The 16,439-nt window shown below is 67.9% G+C and carries 16 protein-coding genes; all 16 read left to right on the top strand.

The genetic code is table 11. The annotated features are described in order from the left end of the window. Window positions 1-4: 4 nt before the first annotated feature. The 16 genes from fliF (at window position 5) to flhA (ending at window position 16,439) form a co-directional block, all read left to right on the top strand. Window positions 5-1,651 carry a flagellar basal-body MS-ring/collar protein FliF gene (gene fliF, locus N5D91_RS04330; protein WP_110712222.1) on the top strand — a complete coding sequence of 549 codons (1,647 nt, stop codon included), beginning with the start codon at window positions 5-7 and terminating at the stop codon, window positions 1,649-1,651. 7 nt (window positions 1,652-1,658) lie between these two features. Then, on the top strand, window positions 1,659-2,645 hold the full coding sequence (fliG, locus tag N5D91_RS04325; protein ID WP_024958226.1) for a flagellar motor switch protein FliG: 987 nt from the start codon (window positions 1,659-1,661) through the stop codon (window positions 2,643-2,645). Then, complete coding sequence (locus tag N5D91_RS04320) at window positions 2,642-3,283, top strand: FliH/SctL family protein (RefSeq protein WP_110712221.1); 642 nt, start codon at window positions 2,642-2,644, stop codon at window positions 3,281-3,283. The genes fliG and N5D91_RS04320 overlap by 4 nt, the downstream gene beginning before the upstream one ends. Continuing rightward, window positions 3,280-4,665 (top strand): FliI/YscN family ATPase, encoded by a 1,386-nt coding sequence (locus N5D91_RS04315; protein ID WP_088435729.1) that lies wholly within the window; start codon window positions 3,280-3,282, stop codon window positions 4,663-4,665. Before N5D91_RS04320 ends, N5D91_RS04315 begins: the two co-directional genes overlap by 4 nt. 3 nt (window positions 4,666-4,668) lie before the next feature. Next, entirely contained in the window at window positions 4,669-5,136 is a 468-nt protein-coding gene (fliJ, locus tag N5D91_RS04310; protein ID WP_110712220.1) for a flagellar export protein FliJ, read from the top strand. Beyond that, window positions 5,136-6,272, top strand: coding sequence for a flagellar hook-length control protein FliK (locus tag N5D91_RS04305; protein WP_180855431.1), 1,137 nt, complete (start codon window positions 5,136-5,138; stop codon window positions 6,270-6,272). The genes fliJ and N5D91_RS04305 overlap by 1 nt, the downstream gene beginning before the upstream one ends. 192 nt (window positions 6,273-6,464) lie before the next feature. Then, the gene (locus tag N5D91_RS04300) at window positions 6,465-6,980 is read left to right on the top strand and encodes a flagellar basal body-associated FliL family protein (RefSeq protein ID WP_164162381.1); all 516 of its coding nucleotides are present in this window, start codon (window positions 6,465-6,467) and stop codon (window positions 6,978-6,980) included. Window positions 6,981-6,990: 10 nt separating this feature from the next. Continuing rightward, the gene (gene fliM / locus N5D91_RS04295) at window positions 6,991-7,995 is read left to right on the top strand and encodes a flagellar motor switch protein FliM (RefSeq protein ID WP_049431106.1); all 1,005 of its coding nucleotides are present in this window, start codon (window positions 6,991-6,993) and stop codon (window positions 7,993-7,995) included. Continuing rightward, window positions 7,992-8,327 (top strand): flagellar motor switch protein FliN, encoded by a 336-nt coding sequence (fliN, locus tag N5D91_RS04290; protein WP_005409543.1) that lies wholly within the window; start codon window positions 7,992-7,994, stop codon window positions 8,325-8,327. Before fliM ends, fliN begins: the two co-directional genes overlap by 4 nt. Further along, window positions 8,324-8,743 carry a flagellar biosynthetic protein FliO gene (gene fliO / locus N5D91_RS04285; RefSeq protein ID WP_110712217.1) on the top strand — a complete coding sequence of 140 codons (420 nt, stop codon included), beginning with the start codon at window positions 8,324-8,326 and terminating at the stop codon, window positions 8,741-8,743. Before fliN ends, fliO begins: the two co-directional genes overlap by 4 nt. Before the next feature lies 1 nt (window position 8,744). Beyond that, window positions 8,745-9,524: a flagellar type III secretion system pore protein FliP gene (fliP, locus tag N5D91_RS04280; RefSeq protein ID WP_180855432.1), complete on the top strand. Its 780-nt coding sequence runs from the start codon at window positions 8,745-8,747 to the stop codon at window positions 9,522-9,524. Between the two features lie 59 nt (window positions 9,525-9,583). After that, window positions 9,584-9,853, top strand: coding sequence for a flagellar biosynthetic protein FliQ (locus tag N5D91_RS04275; RefSeq protein ID WP_012510965.1), 270 nt, complete (start codon window positions 9,584-9,586; stop codon window positions 9,851-9,853). Window positions 9,854-9,866: 13 nt separating this feature from the next. Next, a complete protein-coding gene (gene fliR / locus N5D91_RS04270; RefSeq protein ID WP_094001353.1) occupies window positions 9,867-10,658 on the top strand; it encodes a flagellar biosynthetic protein FliR in 792 nt (263 codons plus the stop codon). A 274-nt stretch (window positions 10,659-10,932) separates the two neighbouring features. Next, the gene (locus N5D91_RS04265; RefSeq protein ID WP_164162380.1) at window positions 10,933-13,065 is read left to right on the top strand and encodes a bifunctional diguanylate cyclase/phosphodiesterase; all 2,133 of its coding nucleotides are present in this window, start codon (window positions 10,933-10,935) and stop codon (window positions 13,063-13,065) included. 138 nt (window positions 13,066-13,203) lie between these two features. Then, entirely contained in the window at window positions 13,204-14,334 is a 1,131-nt protein-coding gene (gene flhB, locus N5D91_RS04260; RefSeq protein ID WP_110712214.1) for a flagellar biosynthesis protein FlhB, read from the top strand. 44 nt (window positions 14,335-14,378) lie between these two features. Continuing rightward, the gene (flhA, locus tag N5D91_RS04255; RefSeq protein WP_180855435.1) at window positions 14,379-16,439 is read left to right on the top strand and encodes a flagellar biosynthesis protein FlhA; all 2,061 of its coding nucleotides are present in this window, start codon (window positions 14,379-14,381) and stop codon (window positions 16,437-16,439) included.

The following is a 16,439-nucleotide window of genomic DNA, read 5'->3' as shown; positions in this document are numbered from 1 at the left end:
ACGCATGGCACTGACGCTCTCCAAGGACAGCCTGAACGCCGAGAAGGCCGGGCAATGGTTCGACCGCCTGCAGAGTCTGCAGATCACCCGTCGGCTGGGCCTGATGGCGATGATCGCGGTGGCGGTGGCGGCAGGCCTGTCCGTGTTCTTCTGGTCACAGAAGCCCGGCATGGTCCCGCTGTATACCGGTCTGGACCAGAAGGCGACCGCTGAAGCGACCGACCTGCTGCGCGCCGCGCAGATCCCGTTCGCCCTCGACCCGGCCACCGGTGGCATCACCGTGCCGGAAAAGAACCTGCACGACGCCCGCCTGAAGCTGGCCGGCTCCGGCCTGACCGACAGCGGCAAGCTCGGCTTCGAGCTGATGGAGCGCGACCCGGGCTTCGGCGTCAGCCAGTTCGTGGAAAGCGCGCGCTACCAGCATGCGTTGGAAACCGAGCTGTCGCGCACCATCAACACGCTGCGCCCGGTGCGCGATTCGCGCGTGCACCTGGCCATTCCCAAGCCCAGCGCCTTCACCCGGCAGCGTGACGTGGCCAGCGCCTCGGTCACCCTGGAACTGCGTGGCGGCCAGCAGCTGGAACGCAGCCAGGTCGACGCCATCGTGCACATGGTCGCGGCCAGCATTCCGGACCTCGCTCCGGAACGCGTGACCGTGGTCGACCAGAGCGGGCGCATGCTCAGCATCACCGACCCGAACAGCGAGGCGGCGGTCAACGCGGCCCAGTTCGAGCAGGTGCGCCGCCAGGAAACCTCGTTCAACCAGCGCATCCGCGAGCTGCTGGAACCGATGACCGGCCCCGGCCGCGTCAATCCGGAAGTGAGCGTGGACATGGATTTCTCGGTGACCGAGGAAGCCCGTGAGCTCTACAACGGTGAACCGCAGAAGCTGCGCAGCGAGCAGATGAGCGAGAACACCACCAGCACGCCGGGCCCGCAGGGCGTGCCGGGCGCGACCAGCAACAGCCCGCCGGGCCAGCAGGCCGCGCCGGCCACTGCGCAGGCCCCGACCGAAAGCAGCAAGAACGCGACCCGCAACTACGAGCTGGACCGCACGCTGCAGCACACTCGCCAGCCGGCCGGCCGCATCAAGCGCGTCTCGGTGGCGGTGCTGGTGGACAACGTGCCGCGCGCCGGCGCCAACGGCAAGATGAGCCCGCAGCCGCTGTCGGCTGCCGAACTGACCCGCGTCGAAGCGCTGGTCAAGCAGGCCGTCGGCTTCAATGCCGAGCGTGGCGACACCGTGTCGGTGATGAACGCCCCGTTCGTGCGCGAGATCACGCCCGAAGAAGGCCCGGCCTGGTGGGAACTGCCGTGGGTGCACGATGCCGGCCGCATGCTGCTGGGCGCGGTGGTGGTGCTGGCGCTGCTGTTCGGCGTGCTGCGCCCGGCCCTGCGTGCGATCACTGGCCAGAACAAGAAGGACGACCCGCAGGCACTGGAACCGCATACCGCGGACGTGCAGCTGGTCGATGACGATGGCATGCCACTGCCGGCGCTCGGCGCCGACCGGGCCAGCCTGGGCGGGCCGGATGCGCTGGCCCTGCCGGTGGATTCATATGAGGAACGACTGCGGATGGCGCGTGAAGCCGTGAAGACCGACTCCAAGCGCGTGGCCCAGGTGGTCAAGGGTTGGGTGGCCAATGACTGAGGCGCCACTGACCGGTGTGCAGCGCGCGGCTGTGCTGCTGCTGTCCCTGGGTGAGCTGGACGCAGCCGAAGTGCTGCGCCACATGGAACCCAAGGAAGTGCAGAAGATCGGCATCGCCATGGCCACCATGACCGACATCACCCGCGAACAGGTGGAACGGGTGATGGACCAGTTCGGCCAGGAACTGGGCTCGAAGACCTCGCTGGGCGTGGGCTCCGACGACTACATCCGCAACATGCTGGTGCAGGCGCTGGGCAGCGAGAAGGCCGGCAACCTGATCGACCGCATCCTGCTCGGCCGCAACACCACCGGCCTGGACGCACTGAAGTGGATGGACCCGCGTGCGGTGGCCGATCTGGTGCGCAACGAGCACCCGCAGATCATCGCCATCGTGATGGCGCACCTGGAAACCGACCAGGCCGCCGACGCGCTGAAACTGTTGCCGGACCGTACCCGCGTGGACGTGCTGCTGCGCATCGCCACCCTCGACGGCATTCCGCCGAATGCGCTGAATGAACTCAACGAGATCATGGAGCGCCAGTTCGCCGGCAACCAGAACCTGAAGTCGTCCAACATTGGCGGCGTGCAGTGCGCGGCCAACATCCTGAACTTCATGGACAGCGGCCAGGACCAGGCGATCCTGGGCGAAATCGCGCGCATCGATGCGCCGTTGAGCAACCGCATCCAGGACCTGATGTTCGTGTTCGACGACCTGGTCGACCTCGACGACCGCGAAATGCAGCTGGTGCTGCGTGAAGTGAGCGGCGAGCGCCTGGGCCTGGCCCTGCGCGGTGCTGACATCAAGGTGCGCGACAAGATCACCCGCAACATGTCGCAGCGCGCGGCGGAAATCCTGCTGGAAGACATGGAAGCCCGCGGCCCGGTGCGCTTGTCCGACGTGGAAGGCGCGCAGCGCGAGATCCTGGCCATCGTCAAGCGCATGGCCGATGAAGGCACCGTCACCATTGGTGGCAGCGCGGAGGCCATGCTGTGAGCAACGTCGTGCGCTGGCTCGCCCCGGACCTGCTGGCCCAGCCCGAACCGGCGCTGGAGCAGGAGGATGCGTTCGAGCTCACCGAGCCGGACCCGGAACACGAACCCGAACCGCCGCTGCAACTACCGACCCTGGAGGAGATCCAGGCGATCCAGGACAGCGCCGAGAAGGAAGGCTTCCAGCACGGCCATGCCGAAGGCTACGGCCAGGGCCAGGCCGAAGTGCGTCGCCTCGCCGCGCAGATCGAAGGCATCCTCGACAACTTCAGCCGGCCGCTGGTGCGGCTGGAGAACGAAGTGGTCGGCGCACTGGGCGAGCTGGCGGTACGCATCGCTGGCGCGCTGGTCGGCCGCGCCTATGAAGCTGACCCGGCACTACTGGCGCAGCTGGTCGGTGAAGCGATTGACGCGGTGGGTGGCAGCACCCGCGAGGTCGAAGTGCGACTGCACCCGGACGACATCGCCGCCCTCGCCCCGCTGTTGAGCCTGCCGCCGCAACAGCGCCTGGTGCCCGATACCAGCCTGAGCCGCGGCGATCTTCGCGTGCACGCCGAAGCAGTGCGCATCGACGGCACGTTGGAAGCCCGCCTGCGAGGCGCGCTGGACGCGGTGATCCGCCAGACCGGAGCCAATGCATGACCCCCGATCCGCAGCCGACGCCGCCACCGGCCGACTGGGCCATGGCCCGCAACCTGCGCCTGGCCCGTCGCCTCGATGGCCTGCGTGTGGATACCGCCCATGGCCGCGGCCTGATCCGCGAAGGCGTACTGCGCCGCGCGGTCGGCCTGACCCTGGAAGCCGTCGGCTGCGAGGCGCCCCTCGGCGCCAGCTGCAAGGTGGAAGTGGTTGATGGTGGCTGGGTCGATGCCGAAGTGGTCGGCTTCGCCGGCGAGCGCACCTACCTGATGCCCAGCGCAGAGCTGCATGGCCTGTTGCCCAATGCACGGGTGGTGCCATCGGCGCGCCGCGGTGGCGTGGAAGTGGGCGAAGGCCTGCTCGGCCGCGTCATCGACAGCGACGGCGTGCCGCTGGATGGCAAGGGCCCGATCCGCGCCGAAGGCCACGTCGGCATGGCCGGCGTGTCGATCAATCCGCTGGCGCGTGAACCGATCACCCAGCCGCTGGACGTGGGCGTGCGCGCGATCAACGCGCTGCTGCCGATCGGCCGCGGCCAGCGTGTCGGCCTGTTCGCCGGTTCCGGCGTCGGCAAGTCGACGCTGCTGGGCATGATGACCCGCTATACCGCCGCCGACGTGATCGTGGTCGGCCTGATCGGTGAACGTGGCCGCGAAGTACGCGACTTCGTCGAGACCACGCTGGGCGAGGAAGGCCTGCGCCGCGCCGTGGTGGTGGCCAGTCCCGCCGACCGGCCGCCGCTGGCGCGCCTGCATGGTGCCTATCGCGCTACCGCCATCGCCGAATGGTTCCGCGACCAGGGCCTGAACGTGCTGTTGCTGATGGACTCGCTGACCCGCTTCGCCCAGGCCCAGCGCGAGATCGGCCTGTCGGTGGGCGAACCGCCGACCACCCGCGGCTATCCGCCGTCGGTGTTCGCCAAGCTGCCGGCGCTGGTCGAGCGTGCCGGCAATGGTGCCAAGGGCCGTGGCTCGATCACCGCGTTCTACACGGTGCTGACCGAAGGCGATGATCCGCAGGACCCGATCGCCGATGCGGCGCGCGCGATCCTCGACGGCCATATCCTGCTGTCGCGGCGCGTGGCCGACAGTGGCCTGTACCCGGCCATCGACGTCGAATCGTCGGTCAGCCGCGTGGTCACGGAAATCGCCGACGAACCGTGGCGCCTGCGCATCCGCAAGCTGAAGCGGCTGGTCTCGGCCTACTCGGCCAACCGCGACCTGATCGCCATCGGTGCCTACCAGCGTGGCAACGACGCGGCCACCGACGAAGCCCTGGAACGCTGGCCGGAAATCATGGAGTTCCTCGGCCAGGACGTTGCCAAGGCCGCAGATCTCCCGCACAGCCAGGCGGCACTGCAGCGCCTGGTGGAACAAGAGAGTTAAGCCATGAACCAGTCCAAGCGCATCGATCCCCTGCTCAAGCGGGCCCAGGAACACGAGGACGCGGTTGCCCGTGACCTTGCCGAACGCCAGCGCGTGCTCGACACCCATCTATCGCGACTGGACGAACTGCGCCGCTACGCCGAGGAGTACGCCAACGCCCAGATGGCGGCGACCAGTCCGGCGCAGCTGCTGAACCGGCGTGCCTTCCTCGACCGCCTCGACAGCGCGGTGGAGCAGCAGCAGCGCACCGTGGATGGCAACCGCGAAAAAGTGGAAGCCGAGCGCGCGCGGCTGATCCTGGCCAGCCGTGACAAGGCCGTGCTGGAACAGCTGGCTGCCAGCTACCGCGCACAGGAAAAGGTGGTGACCGACCGCCGTGACCAGCGCGAGATGGATGACATTGGCGCGCGTCGCGCACGACTGGTGCAGGCCGAAGACCAGGACGGCACCGAGCAGGGAGGCCGCTCGTGATGCCCACCCCATTGGCCGGCAGTGCCAACGCGCAGCCACAGAATTCCGGCAGCAGCGCAACGCGCGCGCCACGCGGTGACGGCAGCAAAGAGTTCAGCCAGCTGCTGCAGGGGGGCGCCACGGGCGCCGATGCGCCTGCCAAGCCGTCGAGTACGCCGACGCCGTCCACGCAGAGTCCAGCGTCCGACAGCAACGGCCAGGCCGGCGCCGATCGCAGGCCGGACAGCGCTGCCGCCCCCGACGAGCCCGCCGCCACGGTGCCCGCAGCACCGGCCAAGCCGGTTGCCGGAAAGGACACCCCGGCGGCGACCGAGGAAGCCCCGTGGCCGCCACTCGGCCTGGCCGGGCTGGTGCTGGCGGTACTGGCGCCTGCCGATCCTGCCAGCGCTCTGCCAGCCGCGGCAGTGACGGCCAGCGACGCAGGCGGCAACGCCCTGCCCGCGCCCGCTGCAGCGCCGGTCGCAGCGGCCCTGCCGTCCATAGCGGCGGCTGCCACATCGTCCACCGCCAGCAGCGCCACTGACCAGGCGGCCACGCTGCCGTTGCCTGAGATGGTGCTGCCCGGCAAGCGCAGCGAGCGTGGCGAAGGCAGCGACGCATCCCTCATCGGCGACCGCGCCATGGCGCCGCTGCTGCATGCGCCGGGCAACGCGGCCGTGCAGGATCTGAAGGCCGCGCTGGCCACCGGCAATGCCATCTTCAATGGCGAGCCGACGCCGAAGCCGGTGCTCGGTGACGATGGTTTCGACCAGGCCATAGGTGCGCGCCTGGGCTGGCTGGCCGACCAGAAGATCGGCCACGCCCACATCCGGCTGAGTCCGGATGACATGGGCCCGGTGGATGTTCGCCTGCAGTTGAACGGCGACAAGGTGCACGCCAGCTTCAGCAGTCCGCACGTGGAGGTGCGCCAGGCATTGGAAAGCAGCCTGCCACGCCTGCGTGAACTGCTGGGCGAACAGGGTTTCCAGCTGGCCCACGCCGATGTTGGCCACCAGGGCCCCGGTGGTGACGGCAATGCGTCGGGCCAGGCCGGTCGTGGCGGCATCGCGGGTGACGGAGAACCGTCGCCGGGTGACACCAGCGTGTCGTCCACTCAGTTGATCCGCCAGCGCGGGCTGCTGGACGCGTACGCCTGACAGACGTGCCAACCAAGGTTGGCACCCACCAGAGCGGGACGGTTGGCACCTACCCGTATCGCGTTGGTGGGTGCGGAGCTTGCTCCGCACGGCCCCACCGGCACCCCGACGGAATTCCGTCGCCCCCCTCTGCCCCGGCTCCGGCACACCCCTTGCATATCCCGGTGAAGCAACCCTCAGGAGCTTCACCTCGTGGCCGCAGCCGCTGACAAAACCAAGAAGACCGCCGAGAAGGACAAGACCGCCAAGCCGCGTAGTCCGATCCTGATCACCGCATTGGTGGCCGTGCTGGCCGCCGCTGCCGCCGGTGGCGGCGTCTGGTTCTTCACCCAGTCCAAGCACGAAGACAAGGCCGCGCAGGCCCCGAAGAAGACCACGACCCCGGCACCGGCCCAGTACTTCGCGCTGGACCCGGCCTTCGTGGTCAATCTCAACGGCCCGGTCGACGGCCCGCGCTACCTGCAGCTGGAAGTGCAGCTGATGACCCGCGACCCGGCCGCACTGGAAGCGATCAAGACGCATGCCCCGGCCATCCGCGCACGCCTGCTGATGCTGTTCTCGCAGGTTAGCCCCGACCAGATCGCCGACATCGCCGGCAAGCAGAAGCTGCAGGCCGCTTCGCTGGCCGAAGTGCAGAAAGTGCTCAAGGCCGAGACCGGCAGCAACGGCGCCGACGATCTGCTGTTCACCAGCTTCGTGACCCAGTAAGGGCCCACCGATGAATGACCTGCTGTCCCAGGATGAGATCGATGCCCTGCTCCACGGCGTGGACAGTGGCGCGGTCGAAACCGATCCGGAACCGCCGTCAGGCGAGGCGCGTTCCTACGACTTCGCCAGCCAGGACCGCATCATCCGCGGTCGCATGCCGACCCTGGAAATGGTCCACGAGCGCTTCGCGCGCCTGTGGCGGATCGGCCTGTTCAACCTGATCCGCCGTTCGGCGGAACTGTCTGTGCGTGGCATCGAACTGATCAAGTTCAACGACTACATGCACTCGCTGTATGTGCCGACCAACCTGAACCTGATCCGCTTCAAGCCGCTGCGCGGTACCGGCCTGATCGTGTTCGAGCCGACCCTGGTGTTCGCCATCGTCGACAATTTCTTCGGCGGCGATGGGCGCTACCCGACCCGTATCGAAGGCCGCGAGTTCACCGCCACCGAAATGCGGGTGATCCACCTGCTGCTGAAGCAGACCTTCGCCGACCTGCGCGAGGCCTGGGCACCGGTGATGGACGTCGACTTCGAGTACATCAACTCGGAGATCAACCCGCACTTCGCCAACATCGTGACGCCGCGCGAGTACGTGGTGGTGTGCCGCCTGCACGTCGAGCTCGACGGCGGTGGCGGCGACATCCACGTGACCCTGCCGTACTCGATGCTGGAGCCGATCCGCGAACTGCTCGACGCCGGCATCCAGAGCGACCGCAATGATCGCGACGAGAGCTGGGGCCAGACCCTGCGCGAACAGCTCAACATCGCCGAGGTGACCCTGTCCAGCGTGCTGGCCAGCAAGCGCATGACGCTGCGTGACCTGACCCAGCTGAAGGTCGGCGACATCCTGCCGATCGAGCTCAGCCCGCAGGTGCCGCTGTGCGTGGAGAACATCCCGGTGTTCACCGGCGAGTTCGGCATCGCCAACGGCATGAACGCCGTGAAGATCACTGCTACCCATCCGCCGGGCACCCGCCCGCGCGTACCCGTCATCCAGGAAGACCCGCAATGAACGATATCGACGCCCTCGAACCCACCCCGGCCCAGTTCAGCAGCCTGCAGGCCGATGAGGCGAACGGTCCGGACCTGAACCTGGACGTGATCCTTGACGTGCCGGTGACCCTGTCACTGGAAGTCGGTCGCGCCCGCCTGCCGATCCGCAACCTGCTGCAGCTCAACCAGGGCTCGGTGGTGGAACTGGAACGCGGCGCCGGCGAATCGCTGGATGTCTTCGTCAACGGCACCCTGATCGCCCACGGCGAGGTGGTGGTGATCAACGACCGCTTCGGCGTGCGCCTGACCGACGTGGTCAGCCCGAGCGAGCGGATCCGGAGACTGCGTTGAGCCTGCTGGCCTCCACCCTGCTGGCGGTCGGCAAGACCGCCGCTCCGGTCGGCCCGCAGATCGGCCAGCACGCAGCCGCCGCACCGAGCCTGTTCGGTGCGGTGCTGGCGTTGCTGGCAGTGCTGGCGCTGGTCATCGGCCTCGGCTGGCTGCTCAAGCGCCTGCCCGGCAGCGGCTTCCGCCCGGCCGAAGGCATGAAGGTGGTCGCCAGCCTGAGTGTCGGTGCCAAGGAGCGCGTGGTGGTGGTCGAGGTCAATGGCCAGCAGCTGCTGCTGGGCGTCACCGCTGGCGGCATCAACACCCTGCACACCCTGCCCGAACCGCTGCCGCCGCCCGCGCCGGTGCGCGTGCCGGACTTCAAGAATCTTCCGAATTTCGCCCAGCTGCTTCAACAGCGGCTGCGCAAGGACCCCTGACATGCGTGTCACCCGTACCCGTCTTGCCACCCTGATGCCGTGGCTGCTGATGTTCGCCCTGTGCCTGTTGCCGGCGCTGGCATTCGCCGCACCCGGCGCGCCGACCACCCCGCTGCCGGACATCAACGTCGGCAAGATCGGTGGTGCGCCGGTCAGCCTGCCGCTGCAGACCCTGCTGCTGATGACGGCGATCACCCTGATCCCGTCGATGCTGCTGGTGCTGACCTCGTTCACCCGCATCATCATCGTGCTGGGCCTGCTGCGCCAGGCGCTGGGTACCGGGCAGACGCCGTCCAACCAGGTGCTGCTGGGCCTGGCCCTGTTCCTCACCGCGATGGTGATGATGCCGACCTGGGACAAGGCCTGGAGCACCGGCATGGCGCCGTACCTCAACGGCGAGATCGACTTCCAGACCGCCTGGACGCTGACCACCACGCCGCTGCGCGGCTTCATGCTGGCGCAGATCCGCGAGACCGACCTGATGACCTTTGCCGGCATCGCCGGGCATGGCACCTACGCCAGCCCCGATGCGATCCCATTCCCGGTGCTGGTCGCCTCGTTCGTCACCAGCGAGCTGAAGACCGCCTTCGAGATCGGCTTCCTGATCTTCATCCCGTTCGTGATCATCGACCTGGTGGTGGCCAGCGTGCTGATGTCGATGGGCATGATGATGCTGTCGCCGATGCTGGTGTCGGCACCGTTCAAGATCCTGCTGTTCGTGCTGGTGGATGGCTGGGTGCTGACCGTGGGCACGTTGGCGGCGAGCTTCAATCCGGCCTGATATCCCCCGCAAAGCGCAGTCGAGTATCGCTCGACGCTACATAAGCAGATGGAACCCGAATGACTCCCGAACTTGCCCTGACCGAACTGCGTGGCGGCCTGATTACTGTGTTGTGGGTGGCCGGCCCACTGCTGCTCACCGTGCTGGTGGTCGGCGTGGTGGTCGGTGTCGTACAGGCTGCGACCCAGCTGAACGAACCGACCATCGCCTTCGTCGCCAAGGCAGCGGCGCTGACCGCGGTGCTGTTCGCGCTGGGCAGCCTGCTGATCGGCCACCTGGTTGAATTCACCACGCTGCTGTTCCAGCGCATCCCGCACCTGATCGGCTAGGACACGCGCCTCGATGGACGCCGCCACCCAGATGGCTGCCGACGGCCTGCAGGCCTTCGGCATGATCGGCACCGTGCTATGGACCATGCTGCGCATCGGCGCAGTGGCCATGGCCATGCCGATGGTCGGTACCCGTGCCGTTCCCGCGCGGGTGCGCGTGGTGCTGGCTGGGACCCTGGCCATCGCGCTGGCGCCGCTGCTGCCGCCGGTTCCGGACTGGACCGGTTTCGATGCCGCCACCGTGCTGACCATCGCCCGTGAACTGGCCATCGGCGTGGCCATCGGCTTCCTGCTGCGACTGGTGTTCGAAGCCGGCGCGATGGCCGGTGAACTGATCGCCCAGGGCACCGGCCTGGCCTTCGCGCAGATGAGTGACCCACTGCGTGGCGGCACCTCCGGCGTGATCGGCCAGTGGTTCTATCTGCTGTTCGGCCTGCTGTTCTTCACCGCCAACGGGCACCTGGCGCTGATCTCGCTGGTGGTGGACAGCTACCGGGCGCTGCCGATCGGCGCCCCGCTGCCGGACCCGCACGCCTTCTTCAGCATCGCCCCGACCTTCCTGCTGACCGTGCTGCGCGGCGCACTGACCCTGGCGATCCCGCTGACCGTGGCAATGCTGGCGGTGAATCTGGCGTTCGGCGTCCTGGCCCGTGCCGCCCCGGCGCTGAACCCGATCCAGCTCGGCCTGCCGGTCTCGCTGCTGCTGGGCCTGTTCCTGCTGGCGCTGCTGGCCGGGGAAATGGGCCCGCCGGTACAGCGCCTGTTCGATGCCGCCTTCCAGGCTGCAGACGCGGTCACACACTGACCCTGTCATCACGCATTGCCGCTTGCCATGCATTCGTTTCTGTAGCCGAACCCATGCTCGGCTGCCATTGGCCGGAACACTAGCCGAGCATGGGCCCGGCTCTACAGGGGGCGCAATTTCACGCTTTGCTGCTTGCCCTTCCCCCGGGTCTGCGCGTTAGAGTGAATGCGCGGCAACCGGGGGGATGCCGCACGTGGCCGCCGCCCTGCGTCGGCCTGCCTCATGCATGCCCCACCGTGGTTTCCGTCGACAGGCAGGTCCGGGAGACTGACGAATGCTGGTAGGCACGTACAACCCGTGGCTGGTGGCGATCTCGCTGCTGGTTGCCGTGATGGCTTCGTACACCGCGCTGGCCATGGCCGGGCGCACGGTCACTGCACCCGGCAAGGGCGCGGCTTGGTGGTGGCGCCTCGGTGGTGGCTTCGCCATGGGCCTGGGCATCTGGTCGATGCACTTCATCGGCATGCTCGCCTTCGACCTGCCCATTCCATTGGGCTACGACCTTCCCATCACCCTGCTCTCGCTTGCGCTTGCCATCGCCTCATCGGTGTTCGCGCTGTGGCTGGTCTCGCTACGCACCCTGCCCCACCCGCGGCTGGCCGGCGGCGCCCTGCTGATGGGCACCGGCATCGCCGGCATGCATTACGTCGGCATGGCGGCGATGCGCATGCAGCCAGGCATCGACTACGACCCGGGCTGGCTGTTGTTCTCGCTGATGGTGGCGGTGGCCGCCTCCTGGACTGCGCTGTACGTGGCGTTCCGCCTGCGCGCGCAGCGCACCCGCATCGGTGATCGTCTGGCGGCGGCGGGCCTGCTCGGCCTGGCCATCGTTGGCATGCACTACACCGGCATGGCCGCCGCGCGCTTTCCGGAAGGCAGCATCTGCGGCGCAGCCGTCGGCGATGGGCTGCAGAGCGAATGGCTGGCCATGCTGGTGGTGGTGCTGACCGTCGCCATCCTGGCCGTGGTGCTGGTGGTCTCCTGGCTGGACCAGCGGGTGGAGGCGCAGTTGCTGCGCCTGCGCAATTCCCTGTTGAGTACCTCATTGACCGACGCACAGCAGGAACTGACCCAGGCCGCACTGCACGATCCGCTTACCCGCCTGCCCAACCGCCTGCTGCTGCAGCGTCGCATCGTGCAGGCGCTGGCCGAGGCCGAACAGGGCGGCAGCCGCTTCGCGGTGATGTTCATGGACCTGGATGGCTTCAAGCAGGTCAACGATGCCTATGGCCACCAGGCCGGTGATGCACTGCTGGTGGCAGTGGCCGAACGCACGCGCCAGCTGCTTCGACCCAACGACATGCTGGCCCGTCTGGGCGGTGACGAATTCGTATTGGTGGTACGCATCGAGCACGATGAGGACCTGCCGACCCTGGCCCGGCGCATCCTTCAGGCGGTCGGCAGCGGTCCGTTGCTGGCCGACAACGAACTGCAGGTGACCGCCAGCATCGGCGTGGCGATCTGTCCCGACCACGCTGCCAGCGAGCGACAGCTGATGGCCTTTGCCGATGCAGCGATGTACCAGGCCAAGGAATCCGGACGCAACGCCTTCGTGCTGTTCGCCGACTGGATGAATGACAGCGCCGAACAACAGTTCCGGCTGCTGGCCGACCTGCGCCGGGCCATCGGCAGCGAGCAGCTGTTCCTGCACTACCAGCCGAAGATCCAGGTAGCCACGCAGAAAGTGGCCGGTGCCGAAGCGCTGATCCGCTGGCGCCATCCGGAGCATGGCCTGATCCCGCCGGACCGCTTCATCCGGCTGGCCGAACGCAGCGGTGCGATCAACGACATCGGGCGCTGGGCGCTGGACCAGGCCTGCCTGCAGCTGCGGCGCTGGCACGATGCCGGCCACGAGGGCTGGTCGATGTCGGTGAACCTGTCGCCGGTGCAGTTCAGTTCGCCGCACCTGCTGCAGGATGTGCGCGAAGTGATCGAACGCTACGACATTGCCCCACGCCACCTGGTGCTGGAAATCACCGAAAGCACGGTCATGCGCGATACCGATGCCAGCCTGCGCCTGCTGCAGGCGCTGTCGGCGCTGGGCGTGGGCATCTCCATCGATGACTTCGGCACCGGCTACTCCAGCCTGCTGTACCTGAAGCGGCTGCCCGCCACCGAGATCAAGATCGACCATGCCTTCGTACGCGATCTGGAGCACAGCGCCGAGGATGTGGTGATCGTCTCGGCGATCGTGGCACTGGGCCACGCGCTCGACATGGACATCGTGGCCGAGGGCGTGGAGACCGCCGCACAGCGCGCCTACCTGGAGCGCCTGGGCTGCGACTTCCTGCAGGGCTACCTGCTCGGCCGCCCGGTCGACGCCGCCCGCTTCATGCAGCTGCACGACCTGCCTCGCCCACGGGTGGAGCTGGCGCAGAGCCCGCCGACGCAGCACCCGCCCGGCTGACACCGGGCCGCGCGCCCACCGGGCACGCCCCGGGGCTGCCGGTACCTGCTCTGGTAGGTGCCAACCTTGGTTGGCACATGAACCCATCACGGAACGGTTCTTGCACGCACCCCGGCATCCCCTGCCGCAGTGCCCGTGATGTCCGAGAACGAATCCGCCGGCGAAAAGACCGAACAACCTACCGAAAAACGCCTGCGCGACGCCCGTGAACAGGGCAACCTGCCGCGCTCGCGCGAACTTGGCACGGCCGCCGTGTTCGGCGCCGGCGTGCTGGCGGTGATGGCCATGAGCGGCTCGATCGGCCGTGGTGCAAGCGCCTGGATGAAGCACGCACTCAGCCCTGAGCAGAGCCTGCGGCAGAACCCGAAGGAACTGTTCGGCCACTTCGGCGACCTGCTGCTGCAGTTCATGCTGGTGATCGCGCCGCTGGTGCTGGTCTGCCTGCTGGCCAGTTTCGTCGCCCCGCTGGTGATGGGCGGCCTGCGCTGGTCGCAGAAGGCGATGATGCCCGACTTCAACCGCATGAACCCGATGAGCGGGCTCAAGCGCCTGTATGGCCCTGAAGCCATCGCCGAGTTCACCAAATCGCTGCTGCGCGTGGCCTTCGTCGGCGTCGCCGCCGGGCTGGTGGTGTGGACCGGCTTCGACACCCTGCGCGGGCTGATCCACCACCCGCTGGAGACCGCCATCACCGACGGCCTAGGCTTCACCCTGCGCCTGCTGCTGGCCACCGCCGGCGCGATGCTGGTGCTGGCCGCCATCGATGCGCCCTACCAGCGCTGGAACTGGATGCGCAAGCTGAAGATGACGCGTGAAGAGCTGCGCCGGGAAATGAAGGAAAGCGAGGGCAGCCCCGAGGTCAAGGGCCGCATCCGCCAGCTGCAGCAGCAGATGGCCAACCGCCGGATGATGGAGGCGGTGCCCACCGCCGACGTGGTGGTGGTCAACCCCACCCACTACGCGGTGGCCCTGAAGTACGAGGGCGGCGCCATGAACGCCCCCACCGTGGTCGCCCTGGGCGTGGACGAGACCGCCCTGCGCATCCGTGAAGTGGCCGACGGCAACAAGGTGGCGATCGTCTCCGCCCCGCCTTTGGCACGGGCCTTGTATCGGGAAGGCCAACTCGGAAAGGAAATCCCCGTGAGACTGTATTCGGCCGTCGCCCAGGTCCTGTCCTACGTCTACCAGCTGCGCGCCTGGCGCACTGGCCCGATGCCGGACGCCCCGCACATCCAGGTGGATGAATTCGGCAAGGGAGGCCGCCCGTGAGCGCCCAGCCCTCCACCGGTTTCAACACCCGCCGCGCCCTGGAAATGATCCGCCAGGGCCTTGGCGCACCGCTGATCGTGCTGGCCCTGCTGGCCATGGTCGTGGTGCCGCTGGCCGCGCCGGTGCTCGATGCCCTGTTCACCTTCAACATCGCCATCTCGCTGATGGTGCTGCTGGCGGTGGTCTACGTGAAGCGCCCGCTGGACTTCACGATCTTCCCGATCGTGCTGCTGATCACCACCATGCTGCGGCTGGCGCTGAACGTAGCCTCCACCCGCGTCATCCTGCTGAACGGCCAGAACGGCCACGACGCCGCGGGCAAGGTCATCGCCGCGTTCGGCGAATTCGTGATCGGCGGCAACTACGCGGTCGGCATCGTGGTGTTCGCGATCCTGACCATCATCAATTTCGTGGTCATCACCAAGGGCGCCGGCCGCGTCTCGGAAGTGACCGCACGCTTCATCCTCGACGCGATGCCCGGCAAGCAGATGGCGATCGACGCCGACCTCAACGCCGGTTTGCTGACGCGCGAAGAAGCCAAGCTGCGCCGCGAGGAAGTCCGCGAGGAAGCCGACTTCTACGGTGCGATGGACGGTGCCAGCAAGTTCATCCGTGGTGATGCCATCGCCGGCATCCTGATCCTGTTCATCAACATGCTCGGCGGCCTGGCCGTGGGCGTGCTGCAGCATGGCATGCCGTTCGGCGAAGCCGCTGCCACCTACACCCTGCTGTCCATCGGTGACGGCCTGGTGGCGCAGCTGCCGGCCCTGCTGGTCTCCAGTGCAGTGGCCATGCTGGTCACCCGCGCCTCACGTTCGCAGGACATGGCCCAGGCCATGACCGGCCAGGTGTTCGGCCAGTACCGCGCGCTGGCAATCACCGCCGGCATCATCGGCGTGGTCGGCCTGGTGCCGGGCATGCCCAACGTCGCTTTCCTGACGCTGTCCGCGATCCTCGGCTTCATCGCCTGGAAGGTCTACCGCAAGGGCAAGGCCGCGGCCACCGATCCGGCAGCCGCAGGCAATGACGCTGCCGCGCTCAACGCACTTGGCCGCCCGGCGGCACCGGCTCCGACTGCCGAACTGAGCTGGGACGAACTGCGCCCGGTCGATCCGCTGGGCCTGGAGGTCGGCTATCGGCTGATCCCGCTGGTGGACAGCAGCCAGGGCGGCGAACTGATGGCACGCATCAAGGGCGTGCGGCGCAAGCTCACCCAGGACGTCGGTTTCCTGATCCCGTCGGTGCACATCCGCGACAACCTGGAACTGCCGGCCAACGGCTACCGCGTGCTGGTGCACGGCGTACCGGTAGCCACCGCCGAGATCCACCCCGACCGTGAGCTGGCGCTGGACCCGGGCAGCGCGCTCGGCGCACTGGAAGGCATCGCCGGCAAGGACCCCGCGTTCGGCCTGGATGCCACCTGGATCCAGCCGCACCAGCGCGCCCAGGCCGAAACGCTCGGCTACACCGTGGTCGATCCGGCCACCGTGGTCGCCACCCACCTTTCGCACCTGATCCGCGAGCACGCGCCGGAACTGCTCGGCCACGAGGAAGTGCAGCACCTGCTGGCCAACCTGGCCAAGAGCGCGCCCAAGCTCGTCGAAGATCTGACGCCGAAGGCGCTGCCGCTGTCGGCCGTGGTGCGCGTGTTGCAGAACCTGCTGGTCGAACGCATTCCGATCCGCCAGCTGCGCAAGATCGCCGAAGCACTGGTCGAACACGCTCCGAACAGCCAGGACCCGGCGGTGCTGACCGCTGCCGTGCGCACCGCGCTGGGCCGCTTCATCGTGCAGGAGATCGCCGGAATGTCGGCGGAGCTGCCGGTGTTCACCCTCAACCCGCAATTGGAACGTGTCTTGCAGGAGTCCACGCAGGGCAACGGCGCCGCGCTGGAACCCGGACTCGCTGAGCGACTGCACCAGAGCCTGGCCGAATGTGTCAGCAAGCAGGAAGCCCGCAACGAGCCCGCGGTCGTGCTGGTACCTGGCCCGGTGCGCGCCGCGCTGGCCCGCCTGGTCCGCCACAGCGTTCCGTCGCTGTCGGTCCTGGCCTACAGCGAGGTGCCGGAGGACAAGCGCCTGAAGCTGGTCGGAACGATCAGCTGA

The sequence above is a fragment of the Stenotrophomonas sp. GD03794 genome (assembly GCF_029842145.1).
Lineage (GTDB): Bacteria > Pseudomonadota > Gammaproteobacteria > Xanthomonadales > Xanthomonadaceae > Stenotrophomonas > Stenotrophomonas riyadhensis.
This window is presented reverse-complemented; position numbering and strand designations above follow the sequence as displayed.